13 protein-coding genes are annotated in these 15700 nt (G+C 67.9%); 8 read left to right on the top strand and 5 right to left on the bottom strand.

Annotation, left to right across the window (positions count from 1 at the left end; translation table 11 throughout):
• Positions 1-52 precede the first annotated feature (52 nt).
• A complete protein-coding gene (locus QFZ53_RS00920) occupies positions 53-1327 on the bottom strand; it encodes an EndoS/ChiA family endoglycosidase (RefSeq protein WP_307292539.1) in 1275 nt (424 codons plus the stop codon).
• Positions 1328-1465: 138 nt separating this feature from the next.
• On the opposite strand from QFZ53_RS00920, the gene QFZ53_RS00915 reads away from it, so the two are divergent.
• Positions 1466-2488 (top strand): LacI family DNA-binding transcriptional regulator, encoded by a 1023-nt coding sequence (locus QFZ53_RS00915; protein WP_292904851.1) that lies wholly within the window; start codon positions 1466-1468, stop codon positions 2486-2488.
• Between the two features lie 7 nt (positions 2489-2495).
• On the opposite strand, the gene QFZ53_RS00910 is transcribed toward QFZ53_RS00915, so the two are convergent.
• The gene (locus QFZ53_RS00910) at positions 2496-3782 is read right to left on the bottom strand and encodes a glycoside hydrolase 5 family protein (RefSeq protein WP_292904853.1); all 1287 of its coding nucleotides are present in this window, start codon (positions 3780-3782) and stop codon (positions 2496-2498) included.
• 158 nt (positions 3783-3940) lie between these two features.
• Here QFZ53_RS00910 and QFZ53_RS00905 point away from each other — a divergent pair, with 158 nt between their 5' ends.
• From QFZ53_RS00905 to QFZ53_RS00885, 5 genes are all read left to right on the top strand, one after another.
• On the top strand, positions 3941-5218 hold the full coding sequence (locus QFZ53_RS00905) for an ABC transporter substrate-binding protein (RefSeq protein WP_292904855.1): 1278 nt from the start codon (positions 3941-3943) through the stop codon (positions 5216-5218).
• Positions 5219-5243: 25 nt separating this feature from the next.
• Complete coding sequence (locus tag QFZ53_RS00900; protein WP_307292536.1) at positions 5244-6191, top strand: carbohydrate ABC transporter permease; 948 nt, start codon at positions 5244-5246, stop codon at positions 6189-6191.
• Positions 6188-7078, top strand: coding sequence for a carbohydrate ABC transporter permease (locus tag QFZ53_RS00895; RefSeq protein WP_292904859.1), 891 nt, complete (start codon positions 6188-6190; stop codon positions 7076-7078). The genes QFZ53_RS00900 and QFZ53_RS00895 overlap by 4 nt, the downstream gene beginning before the upstream one ends.
• Complete coding sequence (locus QFZ53_RS00890; RefSeq protein WP_307292535.1) at positions 7075-8544, top strand: family 20 glycosylhydrolase; 1470 nt, start codon at positions 7075-7077, stop codon at positions 8542-8544. Before QFZ53_RS00895 ends, QFZ53_RS00890 begins: the two co-directional genes overlap by 4 nt.
• 87 nt (positions 8545-8631) lie before the next feature.
• On the top strand, positions 8632-11622 hold the full coding sequence (locus QFZ53_RS00885) for an alpha-mannosidase (protein WP_307292534.1): 2991 nt from the start codon (positions 8632-8634) through the stop codon (positions 11620-11622).
• 143 nt (positions 11623-11765) lie between these two features.
• On the opposite strand, the gene QFZ53_RS00880 is transcribed toward QFZ53_RS00885, so the two are convergent.
• On the bottom strand, positions 11766-12542 hold the full coding sequence (locus QFZ53_RS00880; RefSeq protein WP_307292533.1) for a hypothetical protein: 777 nt from the start codon (positions 12540-12542) through the stop codon (positions 11766-11768).
• Positions 12543-12610: 68 nt separating this feature from the next.
• Here QFZ53_RS00880 and QFZ53_RS00875 point away from each other — a divergent pair, with 68 nt between their 5' ends.
• Positions 12611-13021 carry an MmcQ/YjbR family DNA-binding protein gene (locus QFZ53_RS00875; protein WP_292904869.1) on the top strand — a complete coding sequence of 137 codons (411 nt, stop codon included), beginning with the start codon at positions 12611-12613 and terminating at the stop codon, positions 13019-13021.
• 3 nt (positions 13022-13024) lie between these two features.
• Here the strand turns inward: QFZ53_RS00875 and QFZ53_RS00870 are convergent, their stop codons facing one another.
• Together QFZ53_RS00870 and QFZ53_RS00865 are read right to left on the bottom strand one after the other, a co-directional pair.
• Positions 13025-13672 carry a hypothetical protein gene (locus QFZ53_RS00870; protein WP_307292532.1) on the bottom strand — a complete coding sequence of 216 codons (648 nt, stop codon included), beginning with the start codon at positions 13670-13672 and terminating at the stop codon, positions 13025-13027.
• Positions 13669-14130 carry a MarR family winged helix-turn-helix transcriptional regulator gene (locus QFZ53_RS00865; protein WP_307292531.1) on the bottom strand — a complete coding sequence of 154 codons (462 nt, stop codon included), beginning with the start codon at positions 14128-14130 and terminating at the stop codon, positions 13669-13671. The genes QFZ53_RS00870 and QFZ53_RS00865 overlap by 4 nt, the downstream gene beginning before the upstream one ends.
• 118 nt (positions 14131-14248) lie before the next feature.
• On the opposite strand from QFZ53_RS00865, the gene QFZ53_RS00860 reads away from it, so the two are divergent.
• A complete protein-coding gene (locus QFZ53_RS00860) occupies positions 14249-15676 on the top strand; it encodes an HNH endonuclease signature motif containing protein (RefSeq protein ID WP_307292529.1) in 1428 nt (475 codons plus the stop codon).
• Positions 15677-15700: the final 24 nt, after the last annotated feature.

Genomic DNA, 15700 nt, shown 5'->3' with positions numbered 1-15700 from the left:
CTGATCGGGGAAGGGCGGTTCGCGTTCTGCGGCATGCCAGTGAGGCGCCTGGTCAGTGCGCTCCGGGGCGGAAGCGCACCTCGACGGCCTCGGATGCCGAGCCGTCGACGCTCTGCGACACGGCGACAGACTGCGGAGGAGTCAGCTTGCGATCGAGGACGATCGTCCAGGTGCCGTCGGCGGCGACAGCCGCAGTCGCGGCGGTCGCCGTGCGCCCAGGGCCGCTCGTGGTCGCCGAGATCTCGGCGCCGGCGACGCCGGTGCCGCGCAGCGTCACCCGATCGGCGTCGACAGCGGCGGTCGGCGCCGCCGGGGGTGCAGGCTCGACGCCTGCCGCGTCGTCCTGCACGCGGGAGAGGTTGCGCATCCACGTGAAATCGGTCTTCGTGATGGTGTCGTCGCCGTAGACCTTGCCGTCGCGGTCGACGGCGTAGGCGAAGAAGCCGCCCTTCGCGCCTTCCTCCGGTTGCCAGATGGCGTACTGGTACGCGGTCGAGGAGGGAGCGGTCGTCGAGTCGTAGATGCCCTCGGCGTCGCCCCAGTGCGTGCGGTCCTGCTCCTCGTAGAACGAGAAGCCGGGGAGGAACCGGCACGGCGCCACGTCGTCGGCGAAGGTCTCCCACGTCGCCTGCATGCCCGAGACCCCACGACCGTAGGCCTGCAGCAGCACGTAGGAGATGTTGCCCGAGACGGCTTCGAACAGCGGCGTGTCGCCGGTCTGGTTGGTGTCGTAGATGAAGATGCGATCGCTGCCCGACTTCGGGCCGATGAGCTCGCCGAGGGCGTCGAACACGCCGATCGCGCGGGTGAGGTCGTCGCCCTGCGGGTAGGACTCGACGTCGACGTCGATGCCGTCCAGTCCGTACGGGGTCACGTAGGTGTCGACGAGCTGTTGAGCGTAGGCGCGGTACGAGGCGTCGTCGAGCGGGATGTCGGCTTTCGCGAGCTTGTCGATCCAGAGCGTGTAGACGACCTTGGTTCCCCTGGCATGCAGGGCGGGGACGTCGGTGTCGCGCAGCGTCGGCCAGTAGTCCGTGCCGGCTGTCGCTCCGGCATCGAACACCATCGCGACGTCGATCTCCGCGGGCAGATCGGTCATCCGCGTCACGTTCGGGTCGGGCAGGTTCGAATTCGCGTTCTGCGGGACAGTGACGTCCCGCCATGTTCGGTAGTACGCCATGGTCTGCGGTGCCGCTTCGCACTGCGTCGTGCTGAGCGGATCGCCGGCGCCGGCCGGAGACGCGGCGTCGGCCGTCGCCGGCTGTGCGGTGAACGCCGCGAGTCCTGTGAGAAGTGCGCCCAATCCGAGCGCGGTGGTTCGCTTCATTGCTCTCTCCTTCGAGGGGATGCCCAAGTCGCGTCGCAGCACTGCGACTACTTAAGCGCTTTAGCGAGACACTAGCAGAGCACCGCTTCTGTGCACAGTCCAAGAAGCGCGAACGAACTCGATCGCTACAGTTGGGGAATGTCCAAACCGAAGCGCGTGACGATCACGGACATCGCCCGACTGGCCGGCGTCTCTCAGGGGGCGGTGTCCTTCGCGCTGAACGGACGCCCCGGAGTCAGCGAGCAGACTCGGCAGCGCATCCTCGACATCGCGGCAGAGCATCAATGGCAGCCGAGTTCAGCCGCCCGTGCGCTCGTCGGCGCCCGTGCGGGCGTCATCGGCTTCGCCGTCAACCGGCCGGCGGGAACCCTGGGCACCGAGGCGTTCTTCACGGATCTCATCGCCGGCGTGCAGTCGGCTCTCGCAGAGCGGCACATCGCGATGCAGATGGTGCTCGTCTCGTCGATCCACGACGAGGTGGCGACATACCGGCGCTGGCGCAGCGCCAATCAGGTCGACGGAGTGATCGTGATCGATCCCCGGGACGACGATCCGCGTCTCGCCGCGCTCACCGAGCTCGCGCTGCCCGCCGTCGTGATCGGCAGCCATCCCTCGGCTGATGGAGACCCGGCGGCGCTGTGGCTGGACGACAGCCAGGTCGCGCACTCGCTCTTCGACTACCTCTCGGCTCTCGGCCACCGGTCGATCGTCTACGTCGCCGGCCCCGCAGAGTTCCAGCACACGCGATTGCGCACCGATGTGCTGCGGGGTCTCACAGCCCGAAGCGTGACCGGAGAGGTGATCGCCACCGACTTCTCGCCTGTCGCCGCATCCGCCACCATGCGACGGATCCTCAGTCGGGCCGATCGGCCCACCGCCGTCGTGTTCGACAACGACGTGATGGCGATCGCCGGCCTGCGCATCGCCCAGGAGATGGGGCTGGCGGTGCCGGGCGACCTGTCGATCGCGTCCTTCGATGACTCCGTGGTCGCGGGACTCGTGCATCCGTCGATCACCAGCATCACGCGCGACACGTTCGGGCTCGGAGCCGATGCCGCGGCGTTCCTCCTCGAGCAGATCGAGGTGGCCGAGCTGCTCGACGATCGGGTCGGCGCACTGCCGCAGCTCACGGTGCGCGAGAGCACCGGCGCCCCGCGCTAGTCGCAACTCACACCACGGTGTTGTGCGAGTCGTACGCCACGCCGTCGGGAGCCGGATGCACGAGTTCTGTGATGCCGCGAGCGGAGAGAGCCTGGGGGCTGTCGGCATCGATCGAGGTGACGAACGCGGCGTCGACACCCGCCTCGCACGCGTCGACCCAGGCCTGGAAGACGGATCCGCCGGGGCTCATCGCGCCGCGGTTCAGCGGCGTCTCCGCCTCGTCGACGTCGATCACGATGCCGAGCGCGCGGGCGGGAGCGGTGCGGCGTTCGCGCAGTTCGGGGATGAGCTCGGCGAAACGCCGCCCGATCGGCTTGGCCGCGCCCTCTTCGTCGATCAGGCCGAGCGTGTACTCCAGTTCCGGGAAGTCGGCGAGGCTGCGGCTCACGTCGTGCGAGCACCACCAGGTCACGCCCCAGAGGTTCTCCGTGCGCGCGACCGAGCGCAGCGTCGCCTCGAGGAAGCCGGGGGTCTCCTCAGGGCTGAGGCAGTTCGAGGGTGCGCCCACCTCCTGCAGCCAGATCGGGCGATCGGCATCGGTCGCGAAGCCGCGCGCGAGTTCGATCATGTACTCGGCGTGGCGATCGGATGCCGCCGATCTGCCGCCGTACCGCTGGGCGGTGCCGTTGAAGATCCACGAGTGCACGGTGGTGAGGGCGCCGAGGCGGGACGCCAGCTTGGGGGTGAAGCCGTGGCCGTCCATGTACCAGGCGGCGTCGTACTCGCTGTGCACATGCTGCTGTGCGGGCGCGGCGGCCGCGGCGGCATCCAGCAACGTCGTGATCCAGTTCGCGGCCTCGGACTCGCTCACCGGCCAGGGGGAGGGATGGGTCGCGGCGGAGAACTGGTTCGTCTCGTTGCCCAGCGTGAAGCCGAGGAAATTCGGTTCTGATCCCAGGGCCTGACCCAACCGGGTCACGAGCTCGACCTGCCCGCTCAGAGCGTCGGGGTGCGTGAACATGTTCTTGTCATGCCAGGTGGACAGCCACGACGGGATGAAGTCGAAGCTCGACAGATGCCCCTGGATGACGTCCACGCTCGCATCGAGGCCGAAGTCTCCGGCCAGCTCGACCACGGCGCGCACATCGGCGACGGCTCGGTCTCTGATCAGGGTGCGGTTCGGCTGCAGGATCGTCCAGAGCGGGAAGATGCGCACGTGGTCGAGCCCGAGCTCCGCGAGGGCCTCGAAGTCGCGCTTCACCTCGTCGAGGTCGAGAGACATCCACGAGTGCATCCACTGCGACCGGGGTGTGTAGTTGGCGCCGAAGCGCAGCGGAGCGAGGGAGCTGGGCATCGCTGTCCTTTCGAGTATCGACGCTGAAACGGCGCGCATCCCGGGGTCGACCTGTCGAGCGACATGTGGCATGCTATGGTCACTATACCGTTTTAGTGAGGGTTGTCACAGCGCCTCCCGCAGGCGCCCCAGCCCCGGCCACTTCGAAGGAGAAGTCCATGAAGCACCGTTCCACAGCAGTCGCGGGCCTCGCGGTCGCGGCATCCCTCATCCTCGCCGGCTGCACCGGCGGCGGCTCTCCCGCCCCAGGCGGAGGAGGCGACGGAGAGATCACCGGCGAGATCACCTTCCAGACCTGGTCGCTCAAGAACGACAAGTTCACGCCCTACTTCGAAGACGTCGTCGCGTCGTTCGAGAAGGAGCACCCCGGCACGAAGGTCACATGGATCGACCAGCCCGGCGACGGCTACGAGGACAAGATCCTGCAGCAGGCCGAGTCGGGTGAGCTGCCCGACGTGATCAACCTGCCGCCCGAGTACGCGTACTCCCTCGCCTCCGCCGATCAGCTGCTCGACCTCGGCAGCGCGTCGAAGGCGATCGACGACTACGTCGCCGGCGGCGTCGCCGCCTATCAGTACGACGGCGTCGAGGGCTCCTTCGCATTCCCGTGGTATCTCGGCACCGAGCTCAACTACTGGAACAAGGCGCTGCTCGCGAAGGGCGGTGTGACGCAGGCCCCCACGACCTTCGACGAGACCCTGGATGCCGCCGAGAAGCTCGCCGCAGCGGGCGTGCCGATGTTCTCCTCGGTGCCGAGCCCGAAGACGCTGCAGATCGTCGGCGCCGCTCCCGACATCTACAAGGACGGGGAGTTCGTCTTCAACACACCCGAAGCCGCGAAGATCATCGACCGCTACGCCGAGCTCTACAAGGCCGGGGCGATCACGGCCGAGGCACTTCAGGGCGCGGGCACGGCGAACTCGAACATCAACATCTTCAACACCGGCGGGGTCGCCTGGACGACGGCGGGCCCGAACTACATCGACAAGGACGTCGCGGTGAACGCGCCGAACCTCCTTCCGGACGTCGACGTGACGAACGGCTTCGGCAATCCGCCGCTGTTCGTGCAGGGCATCAGCGTCTCGAAGAACTCGGACAACTCCGCCACCGCGCTCGCCTTCGCGGAGTTCGTGACGAACACGGCGAACCAGATCGAGTTCGTGAAGCTCGCAGCCGGGTTCTTCCCCGGCACGATCGAGGCCAACTCCGACCCGTCGGTCTTCGCCGAAGCCCCGGTGAACGAGCTGCAGGGCACCGCGACCTCCCTCGCCGCCGAGCAGATGGCCGATGCGAAGCAGACCGGCGCCCCGCAGTACACCGAGGCCATGGAGACCTACGCGAAGCAGCAGATCGCGCTCGCGATCACCGGCGAGATCTCCGGCCAGGAGGCACTGGACAAGGCCGTGGAGTACGCCCAGCAGAACGTCGTTGACTGAGCGCCGCGGCGGAGAGGACGAGACCGTGAAGAGACAGAGATGGTTCACGCCGTATCTGCTGGTGCTGCCGGCGGTGATCTGGGTGTTCGTGTTCGCGCTGTGGCCGTTCCTGAACACCGTGATGCTGGCGTTCACGGATGCTCGTCCCCTCCGCCCCGCGGAGTTCGTCGGCCTCGCGAACTTCGCGAAGCTGTTCGAAGACGAGAGGTTCGGGTACGCCCTGTCGACCTCGCTCGTCTACGTCGTGGTCTGCGTGCCGCTGCTGACATTCCTGCCCCTGCTGCTCGCGATGCTCGTGCACAGCAAGATCCCGGGAATCGGGTTCTTCCGCACCACCTTCTACTTCCCGGTGATCGCCTCGGCCGTGGTCGTGGCGATCGTCTGGGAGTTCCTGTTCTCTGGTAGCGGCACAGTGAACTCCGCGCTGAAGTTCTTCGGCCTCGCCGATCGGCCCATCGAGTTCCTCTCGGATCGCTGGCTGCTCATCGGCTGCGCGATCGGCCTCACCGTGTGGAAGGGTCTCGGCTACTACATGGTCGTGTACCTCGCAGCGCTCGGCAACGTCGGTCGTGAGCTGCATGAGGCGGCGGCGATGGACGGCGCCGGCCGCTGGCGCCGTTTCTGGTCCGTGACCGTCCCGGGCGTGCGCGGGCCGATGATGCTCGTCTCGGTGCTGGTCTGCGTCGGGGCGATGCGCGTCTTCACCGAGCTCTACGTGCTCTCCAACGGATCGGGCGGACCAGGCGGTCGGGCGATGAGCATGGTCATGCTGATCCAGTCGATGGGCAAGGGACTGAACGGTCAGGTGGGGTATGCGTCGGCGATCTCGCTCGTGCTGTTCCTCCTGACACTCGTGCCGCTCGCGGTCGTCGGCGTGATCAACAACAGCGACACGATCAAGGAGGCGCTCGCCACGAGGCGCACGGCGAAGGCCGCGAAGATCGCGCGCAGCACGCAGGGGGTCACCCGATGAGCGTGAACCAGGAGCTGCGACGCGAGCGCGCGTACCGCACCAAGGGCTCGGCCGACATCATGAAGCCGTCGCTCGGCGGCCTGATCGGAAAGTACGCCCTGCTGCTGATCGTGCTCGCGATCATGGTGTTCCCCTTCCTCTGGCAGATGTCGACGTCTTTCAAGGGCGCGACCGAGAACATCTACGACTTCCCTCCATCTCTGATCCCCTCGGCGCCGACGCTCGACAACTACGCCGAGGTGTTCCGCACGATCCCGGTGCTCGACTACGCCTGGCACTCCCTGCTCGTCGGCGTGGGCACAGTGGTCACCAACGTCGTGTTCGCCACGATCGGCGGCTACGCGCTGGGAACCATGAAGTTCCGCGGCAAGTGGATCGTGCTGGCGGTCATCTTCTCCACGCTGCTCCTCCCCGGAGAGGTCACGCTGACGAGCCAGTACCTCACGGTGAAGTCCCTCGGTCTCGCGAACACGCTCTGGGGCGTCTTCCTGCCGGGCGCGATCGCCGCGATCAACGTGCTGCTGATGATGGCGGCGTGCCGCATGATCCCGCCCGACACGCTGGACGCGGCCACGATCGACGGTGCGAACACCATGCAGCGGCTGCGTCACATCGTGTGGCCGAACGTGCGCGGCATGGTCTCGGTGGTCGCGCTGTTCGCGTTCATCGGGGCGTGGGACGACTTCCTGTGGCCACTCGTCGTGCTCTCGGATCCGGCGAACTACACGCTCACGGTCGGCATGCAGTACCTGAGCTCCAACTTCGCGGCGAATCCGCGCGTGATCGCCGCCGGCACGATGATCGCGCTCGTGCCGATCATCCTGCTCTTCGCCGCGCTGCAGCGGCAGTTCTTCAAAGGCGTCGAAGAGGGCAGCGTCAAGGGATGACAGCGGATGCCGAGATCTCGCCGAGGTGGCTTGCGATCCCGCAGCCGCAGCTCGCCGCACTGACGGGCGGATTCTGGCGGCCGAACGCCGTGCGGGTCGTCACCGACGAGCCGTCGCTGAGCGCCGAGGCGTTGCGTCTCGAGCGCGAGCTCGCAGAGCGGGGCATTCCCGGCGGCGATCGGCAGATCGTGCGCCTGCGACGCCCGGCCGAGACTGAGGCCGAGGGCGACGTCGCGGAGGCGTTCTCGATCGACGTCGACGACGACATCGAGGTGCGCGCATCGACCCCCGAAGGCGCCTTCCGCGCGACCAGGCAGGTGCTGCACAACCTGCGAGCTCAGGGCGCGGTGCCTCGCGGTCGCGTGCGGTCCGCGCCCGCGGTGCCGGAGCGCGGCTTTCATCTGGACGCGGCGCGCAAGCACTTCGCTGCGGCGTGGATCCTCGAGCTGCTCCCCGTTCTCGCCGATGTCGGCATCAACTCGTTCCAGTGGCACCTGTCGGAGAACGAGGGGTTCCGGATCGGGTCCGACTCTTTCGCCGAGGTCGTCTCGCCGCTGCACGTCTCACGTGCGGAGGCGCGGAAGATCGCCGATGCTGCAGCCGACCTGCACATCGATCTGGTCCCTTCGCTCGACATGCCGGGGCACTTGGGGCACGTCCTCGCCTCACGTCCTGAGCTGCGGCTCGCCGCATCCGACGGGCGTCCGATCGACCACGCTCTCGACATCACCCGCGACGACGCTGTGGCTTTCGCGCACATGCTGATCGACGACGTCGCCCGGCTGTTCCCTCACAGCACGCGCTGGAACCTCGGCGGTGACGAGTTCGTCGACTTCGCCCGCATCGACGACAATCCCGTGCTTCAGCAGGCGGCACGTGAGCGCTTCGGCGAGCAGGCCACGGGATTCGATCTGCTCACCGACTTCGTGAACCGGACTGCGGTCCACCTGCGTGAGCGCGGTCTCGCCGCCCGCGTCTGGAACGACGGGATGCTGCGAGGGCAGGTCGTGGCGCTCGACCCGCAGGTGGCGCTGGCCTGGTGGACGAACTGGCATGCCGGGATGAGCCCACTGTCGGCCGCGCTGACCGCCGGACATGAGCTCGTGAACTTCCACGACACGCTGTTCTACTACGTGCTGGGCGAGAAGGCGGGGTACGTCTACCCCACGAGCGCGAGGATATGGGAGGCCGACTGGCACCCGGGGCTGTTCCCTGCGCTGACCGACGGAACGCGCCAGGAGATCGCCCAGCCCTACCCGTCCTCCCTGCGCGGTTCAGTGTTCTCGGTGTGGTCGGACGACGCGGACGCGCAGAGTGCTGAGCAGGTGCTCGCCGGCATCCGCTCGCCGCTTCGCGCCATGGCCGAGCGGGCCTGGAACGGGGGATCGCAGCTGGCACTCGCCGAGTTCCGCGAGGTCGATGAGCGCATCGGCGTCCCCGCTCCGAGCACCCCGCTCGCGCCGTAGCGTCGGACACCGGATCGACCCGTGGGCTATATCGCTTTAGTAAAGTAACCTGAGTAAACCTCGACCGTCGACCGGAGACGCTCCTTCATGCATGACGACACCACTCTCACCCTCGGCCGCGTCAAGCGGGTGCTCGATGAGCGCATCCGCCCCGCCATCCACTCGGCATCCGTGCCCCTGACCGTCGAGGCTCACGAGCTGCCGGGTGAGCCGATCGCGCCGGCAGACGGGCTGGCCCTCGACTTCGCGCCGGTCGCCGTGCCGAGCGCGTGGGGACCAGCCTGGTCGACCACGTGGTTCAAGCTCTCGGGCCGCGTTCCCGCGGAGTGGGCGGGCCGTCGCGTCGAGGCCGTGATCGACCTCGGCTTCGACATCAACATGCCGGGTTTCCAGTGCGAGGCGCTCGCGTACCGCCCAGACGGCACTCCGGTGAAGAGCATCAATCCGCGCAACCAGTGGGTGCCCGTCGCCGAGTCGGCGCACGGCGACGAGCCGGTCGAGCTCTACCTCGAGGCGGCGGCGAACCCCGTGCTGCTGGACTACCACCCGTTCCTGCCGACGCAGGAGGGCGACATCCGCACGTCCTCTCCCGAGCCGCTGTACCGCACCCGACGCATCGACCTCGCGGTGTTCGAGCAGGAGATCTTCGAGCTGTCCCTCGACCTCGAGGTGCTGTTCGAGCTGCAGGCGGAGCTTCCTGCGACCTCGCCGCGCCGCATGCGCATCCTGCAGGCGATGGACGACGCCCTCGACGTGCTCGACCTGCAGCGCATCGCCGAGACGGCATCCGACGCTCGGGCGAAGCTCGCTGACGTGCTCGCCGCTCCCGCAGAGGCGAGCGCGCACCGCATCTCCGCCGTCGGCCACGCCCACATCGACTCGGCCTGGCTGTGGCCCGTGCGCGAGACGATCCGCAAGGTGGCCCGCACGACGTCGTCGATGACCACGCTGCTCGAGGAGCAGCCCGGGTTCCAGTACGGCATGTCCAGCGCGCAGCAATACGCCTGGCTCAAGGAGCACCGCCCCGAGGTCTACACCCGCGTCAAGGCAGCGGTGGCGGAAGGGCGATTCCTGCCGCTGGGCGGCATGTGGGTCGAGTCCGACACGGTCATGCCATCTGGCGAGTCGCTCGTGCGCCAGTTCCAATACGGCCAGCGGTTCTTCGAGAGCGAGTTCGGCATCCGCTCGAAGGGCGTGTGGCTGCCCGACAGCTTCGGCTACTCGCCGGCGCTGCCCCAGCTCATGCGCCGTGCCGGGTTCGAGTGGTTCTTCACGCAGAAGATCTCGTGGAATCAGCAGAACGTCTTCCCGCACCACACGTTCCTGTGGGAGGGCATCGACGGTTCGCAGATGTTCACGCACTTCCCTTCGATGGACACCTACAACTCGCAGCTGAGCGGGATGGAGGTCGCCAAGGCCTCGCGCCAGTTCAAGGAGAACCGCGTCTCCTCCCGCTCGATCGCACCGGTGGGCTGGGGCGACGGCGGCGGAGGCACCACGCGCGAGATGACCGGAAAGGCGTCCCGACTGGCCGACCTCGAGGGCAGCGCGCAGGTGGTCTGGGAGCATCCCGACGTCTTCTTCGACGCCGCGCGCGCCGAGCTGCCGCATCCGGCGATCTGGGTCGGAGAGCTGTACCTCGAGCTCCACCGGGGGACCCTGACCAGCCAGCACGCCACGAAGGCGCTGCACCGTTGGGCGGAGCACGCTCTGGTCGAGGCTGAGCTGTGGGCGGCGACGGATGCTGTGCGCACGGGGGCCGCGTATCCGCAGGACGAGCTCGATCGCCTGTGGCAGACCGTGCTGCTGCACGAGTTCCACGACATCCTTCCCGGCACCTCGATCGCCTGGGTGCATCGCGAGGCCGTCGAGGTGCTCACCGAGGTGCTCGAGCAGGCGCGGAAGCTCTCGGATGCCGCTCGCCGTTCGCTCGCGGGCGAAGGCGAGCGCGAACTGCGGTTCGACCCGACGACCGGCGCTGCCCTCGATACTCGGTCGTTGAGCGAGCGGAGCGAGACGAAACGCCCCACCTCCCTGACTGAAGAGGGCGGAGGCTGGCGACTGGAGAACGACCTCGTCTCGGTGCTCGTCTCGGGGGACGGCCTGATCACCTCTGCCGTCGACAAGTCCACGGGCCGTGAGGCGGTGGCGCCGGGGCGCGCGGCGAACCTGTTCCAGCTGCACCAGGACTTCCCCAACATGTGGGATGCGTGGGACATCGACCGCTACTACCGCAACAGTGTCGTCGATCTCACCGAGGTGTCGTCGATCACGGCATCCCTCGTCGATGGCGCCGCCGTCGTGACGGTGACCCGCCGGTTCTCCGAGTCGTCGATCGAGCAGACCATCTCCCTGCGACCGGATTCTCGTACCGTCGCGTTGCGCAACGACATCGACTGGCACGAGACCGAGAAGCTGCTGAAGCTCGCGTTCCCGCTCGATGTGCAGGCTGCGCACACCGAGGCCGAGACGCAGTTCGGATACCAGGCGCGCGTGACGCACACGAACACGAGCTGGGAGGCGGCGAAGTTCGAGACCTCGATGCACCGCTTCGTGCTGGTGCGCGAGCAGGACTTCGGCGTGGCCCTCGTGAACGACTCGATCTACGGCTACGACACCTCGCGCGAGGTGTCCGACGACGACGTGACCACGACCTTGCGGCTCTCGATGCTGCGCGCACCGCGGTTCCCTGATCCCGACACCGACCACGGTCGCCACGAGATCCAGGTCGGCTTCGTGATCGGAGCGGACGCCGCGATCGCGACCGCCGAGGGCATCGCGCTCAACTCCCCGTCGACGACGGTGCATGGTGAGCGCGAGGTGGAGCCACTCGTCTCCGTGTCCGGCGACGGCATCGTCGTGTCGGGCGTCAAGCTCGCGGCCGACGGCTCGGGTGATGTGATCGTGCGGCTCTACGAGTCGCTCGGACGCCGGATGTCAGGCGAACTCGCGGTCGCTTTCGAGCATCGCGAGGTGCGCGAAGTCACGCTGATCGAAGACGAACTCGACGCTCCGCGGCTCGGCGCCGCGCTGTCGCTGCGTCCTTTCGAGGTGCGAACCGTCCGCATCGTGCGCTGAGAACGCGCAGCGCCGCGCTCGAAAAGTCGGAGTCTCGTCGCGACACACGGTGCCCGGGGTGCTCCGGGCGGCGCGTCTCCAGGGGACTCCGACTTTTCGCGCGGAGCGCAGTCGGCGGAGCGCAGTCGGCGGAGCGCAGGAGGTCAGCGCGAACCGATCTCCGTGAGGGTGGTGCCGTCAGCCAGCGCGACGGTTCTGTCGCCCAGCGGCTCCGGCAGGTCCACGGGGGTCAGACCGACGTTTCCGATGGACTTCTGCGTGCAGGTGAACGAGCCGCCGTACGACGCGGTCGTCGCGTAGACGACGTCGAGCACCACGCGGTCCGGTTCGGACGTGACGATCACCTTGCTCACGTCGCATACCGAGGTAGTGCCGATGAGCAGGTCGACGCCTGCGAAGACCGTCGCCAACTCGTCTTTGCGCATCACGAGCTCGTCGCCGTTGCGGAACACGGGGAGCTCGCGCAGATACTCGGGACTCGCACCGTCGTCCTGCACCACCTGGAAGCCTGTGATGGTCGAAGCCACCTCTTCGGGGGCGATCGAATCGGAGGCCGCGCCACCGGTCGGAACGAGCACGCGGATGCCGTCTCCGGCGGCTCCCCACGCCTCGGCCACTTGCTGCCGTTGTTCTTCCCTCGTCCTCTGCTGGTCCGAGGCGTCGGCGCGGCCGATCGCGTCGGCGCGCAGCGACAGCAGGACGCCGCAGGCGATCACCGTGACGACGATGCCGATCACGCCACGGATGCGGATCCACGTGCGCCCGCCGTCGCTCAGCTCTGCGTCACGTCCGCCCTTGAGCATCCACCCCCACGTGACGCGATCGACGCGCATCCACGAATCCGGGCGCAGCAGCGCCCAGAGCGAGAAGCCCATACCGACGACGAACAGGCCGATGATGTACAGCAGACCGGAATCCATGTTTCCCCCCACCCCGAGTCTATTGACCGGCCGTTGCGTCGACGGTCGCTGCGCGGGACGATGGTGGCATGGCCACGATCGATGACGTCCGGGAGATCGCGCTGGCGCTGCCGGGGGTCGAGGAGCGCACAGGCGGACACACGGGGGAGCCGGCCTGGCGGCTGAAGAGCGGTCAGATCGCCTGGATGCGCGGCCCGACGGGTGCCGACCTGCGTCAACTCGAGTCCCTCGGACGTGCATGGCCGGAGGGCCCGGTGCTCGGTGTGCGGGTCGGCTCGGTCGAGGAGAAGGAAGCCTTGCTCGCCGCGGAGCCCGAGTGGCTGTTCAGCATTCCGCACTTCGACGGCTACCCGGGGCTGCTCGTGCGGCTCGACGCGATCGAAAGCGAGCGCTTGGTAGAGATCATCGCCGACGCCTGGCTGCTGAGGGCGCCTGCCCGGGTCGCGAAGGAATGGCTCGCCGCCCGCGGGCTGGAATGACGCTCACGCCGCCGCCGTCAGGAACGGGCGGGCGGCGGCGATGAACGAGCGCGGCTCGTCCGTCCACAGCCGGATGCTGTCGACGACATGCTCGCCGCCCTTCGGGGCCAGGCCGGGTAGGCGGATGCGGGTGGGGCGCTCGAGCTCGATGAGGATGTTCGTCTCGTTCTGCATCCGCTCGGAGTACTCACCGTCCGACACTCGCGGCTGCTTCGGTTCGTCGACCCGGCGCGACACGGCGATCGACGCGATGTCGTTCCAGGAGACGGCGACGTCGATCTCCAAGCCGCTGCGCACGCGGATGCCGTCGGGGCCGACCGTGTGGGGGCGCATGAGCATCGCGCAGAGCATGCCGAGCATCCAGGTGACTCCCCAGATGCCGATGACGAGCATGGTGATCCGCACGGGCGGCCAGCGGTGCACGATGAGATCGATGATCGGTATCTCGACGGCCGACAGGCCGATGAAGATGAACAGCACGGTCAGTACTGGCCGGTGGTAGCCGAGGCCGGTGCCTCCAGGTGGAATCGCGGGGCGACGAGTGATCGCGCGGCCGATGCTCGAGTAGACGCGGAGTTCCGCGTGCAGCGCTCTGCGGGCGGCGTCGATGATGCGGGCGCCTCGGGTCGGAAGGGCGGCGGTGGATGTCATGGTGCTCCCTTTGCGGGCTCGCTCGCCGCGGCATCCGCCACCAGCGTCTCGAGATGCAGGGCGATCGCCGTGATTCCGCGCTCGACCGCCGCGCGATCCTCTGGCGCGACCGCGGCGATGAGCGTGGCATCGAGGTCGGCGTGCTCCTGCTGCATCTGCGTCATGGTCTCGGTCGCAGTGCCGGTGAGTTCGACGAGCACGGCCCGCCGATCGGAGGGATGAGGGGAGCGTCGCACGTGACCTGATGCCTCGAGGGCGTCGACCAGACCCGTGATGTTGCGCGGCGAGACGCCGCAGAGGCGAGCGAGCGCCTGTTGCGTAGAGGGGCCGGCGTGCTGCAGCGCCCAGAGCAGATGCACGCGCGCGGGGGTGAGTCCGGTGCCGTCGAAAGCACGGGCCATGTCTTTCTGGAACAGATCGGCGATCTGGAGAAGACGGTCAAGGAGCAACGGTTGCATAATAGTTACCGTACTTCACTATTACCATGATGCACAAATTTGTGCTTTCCGCAGATACCTACTCTGATCAGCCTGAAACCCGCCCCTGAATGTCGGTGGCCCCCTGTTGAATAGAGGTATGAACAGCCCTGTCGCCACGCTCGATCAGGTCGTCGCCGACCTCGATCGCGTGCTGGGTGCAGATTCTCTGGCGGCGCTGTCGGATGCCGAGCGCATGGACGTTCTGAGGGTCGCCGGAGAGGCGCTGCGGCGTGTGGAGGCGGTCGTCGTCGAGACGGTCGCCACGGCCGATCCGGTGGATTTCGCACAGAGGCTCGGCTGCCGGAACATGAACGAAGTCCTGCAGCGAGTGCTGCGGACGGATGCTCGCGGGGCAGCGCTCCTGGTGAAGGCTGCGCGGCTGGTGACCAGCGAGACCGAACTGATCACGGGAGCGCCCCTGCCTGCCCGGTGGCCGGCTCTGCGGGCGGCGCTGCTCGACGGAGCAGTCGGAGTCAGCGGGCTGCTCGCCGCCACGGCTTCGATCGAGCGCGCCGGCACGCGGATCGGCACGACCGACCGGCTGCACGCCGACGTCATGCTCGCCGATTTCGCGCGCGGCGCGAGCTCGGTCGACGGTGCGGCTGCCGGAGATGTCGCCCCTCCGGCGACGCCTGAGGATCTGCGGCTGTTCGGCTCGGAGATCGCGATGATCCTCGATCCCGACGGGGCCGAGCCGAACGATCGCAACGCGATGAATTCGCGCTTTCTCACGATCGGCCGTGAGCGCGAGGGTGTATTCCCGGTACGCGGCAATCTGCTCCCCGAGACGAAGGCGCAGCTGCAGCAGATCATCGATGCGCAGCTCAACCCGAAGGGCAGCGGTCCAGCAACGCCGGGGGTCGCGTTCACAGACTCGACGCCCGATGACGAAGATCCCTTCAACTCCGACCCGCGGAACGTGATCGATCCGCGCAGCCCTGCGCAGAAGCGGCACGATGCTCTCGCCGCCGCGCTGGGGATCGCGGCTCGGCATGAAGACATGCCGTCGCTCGGCGGCGCCGCCCCCACGCTCGTGGTGCACGTCGACGCGAAAGAAGTGGCGGCCGGAGCGGCCGGCTGGGCGCGCATACCCGGTATCGACGGTCCCGTCTCAGCATCTGTCGCGCTGCACACGGCGTGCACCGGAGCTATCCAGCGGGTGCTGTTCGACGAGGGCAGGATCGTCGGCATCAGCGTCACGGATCGGGTATTCGCCGTGCATCAGCGGCGTGCGATCGTGGCTCGCGATCGCGAGTGCCTGATTCCCGGCTGCCACGTCGCAGCGAGCTGGTGCGAGATCCATCACGTGACCGAGCACGCCCGCGGCGGCCCGACGCACACCGACAACGGCGTGCCCCTGTGCTGGTACCACCATCGATCGTTGGAGTACTCCGGCTGGGAGATCCGCATGTCCGATGGAATCCCGCAGATCCGCGGGCCGGCCTGGTGGGATGCGGCTCGGCGATGGCGCACCCCGCGTCACTCGCAGCCGAGCAGAGCTGCCCCCGAACCGGCGAATCGCTGAGCCGCGGCTTCATTCGCGCGAGGC

This window comes from Microbacterium natoriense, from assembly GCF_030816295.1.
Lineage (GTDB): Bacteria > Actinomycetota > Actinomycetes > Actinomycetales > Microbacteriaceae > Microbacterium > Microbacterium natoriense_A.
The sequence above is the reverse complement of the archived record's forward strand: the minus strand, read 5'-3'. Positions and strand labels throughout refer to the sequence as shown.

What these genes read in the sequence shown, in the direction of transcription:
- QFZ53_RS00915 (WP_292904851.1), top strand. Translation starts at nt 1,466, where the DNA reads ATGTCCAAACCGAAGCGCGTGACGATCACGGACATCGCCCGACTGGCC.
- QFZ53_RS00885 (WP_307292534.1), top strand. Translation starts at nt 8,632, where the DNA reads ATGCATGACGACACCACTCTCACCCTCGGCCGCGTCAAGCGGGTGCTC.
- QFZ53_RS00920 (WP_307292539.1), bottom strand. Translation starts at nt 1,327, where the DNA reads ATGAAGCGAACCACCGCGCTCGGATTGGGCGCACTTCTCACAGGACTC.
- QFZ53_RS00890 (WP_307292535.1), top strand. Translation starts at nt 7,075, where the DNA reads ATGACAGCGGATGCCGAGATCTCGCCGAGGTGGCTTGCGATCCCGCAG.
- QFZ53_RS00870 (WP_307292532.1), bottom strand. Translation starts at nt 13,672, where the DNA reads ATGACATCCACCGCCGCCCTTCCGACCCGAGGCGCCCGCATCATCGAC.
- QFZ53_RS00905 (WP_292904855.1), top strand. Translation starts at nt 3,941, where the DNA reads ATGAAGCACCGTTCCACAGCAGTCGCGGGCCTCGCGGTCGCGGCATCC.
- QFZ53_RS00910 (WP_292904853.1), bottom strand. Translation starts at nt 3,782, where the DNA reads ATGCCCAGCTCCCTCGCTCCGCTGCGCTTCGGCGCCAACTACACACCC.
- QFZ53_RS00895 (WP_292904859.1), top strand. Translation starts at nt 6,188, where the DNA reads ATGAGCGTGAACCAGGAGCTGCGACGCGAGCGCGCGTACCGCACCAAG.
- QFZ53_RS00865 (WP_307292531.1), bottom strand. Translation starts at nt 14,130, where the DNA reads ATGCAACCGTTGCTCCTTGACCGTCTTCTCCAGATCGCCGATCTGTTC.
- QFZ53_RS00875 (WP_292904869.1), top strand. Translation starts at nt 12,611, where the DNA reads ATGGCCACGATCGATGACGTCCGGGAGATCGCGCTGGCGCTGCCGGGG.
- QFZ53_RS00880 (WP_307292533.1), bottom strand. Translation starts at nt 12,542, where the DNA reads ATGGATTCCGGTCTGCTGTACATCATCGGCCTGTTCGTCGTCGGTATG.
- QFZ53_RS00860 (WP_307292529.1), top strand. Translation starts at nt 14,249, where the DNA reads ATGAACAGCCCTGTCGCCACGCTCGATCAGGTCGTCGCCGACCTCGAT.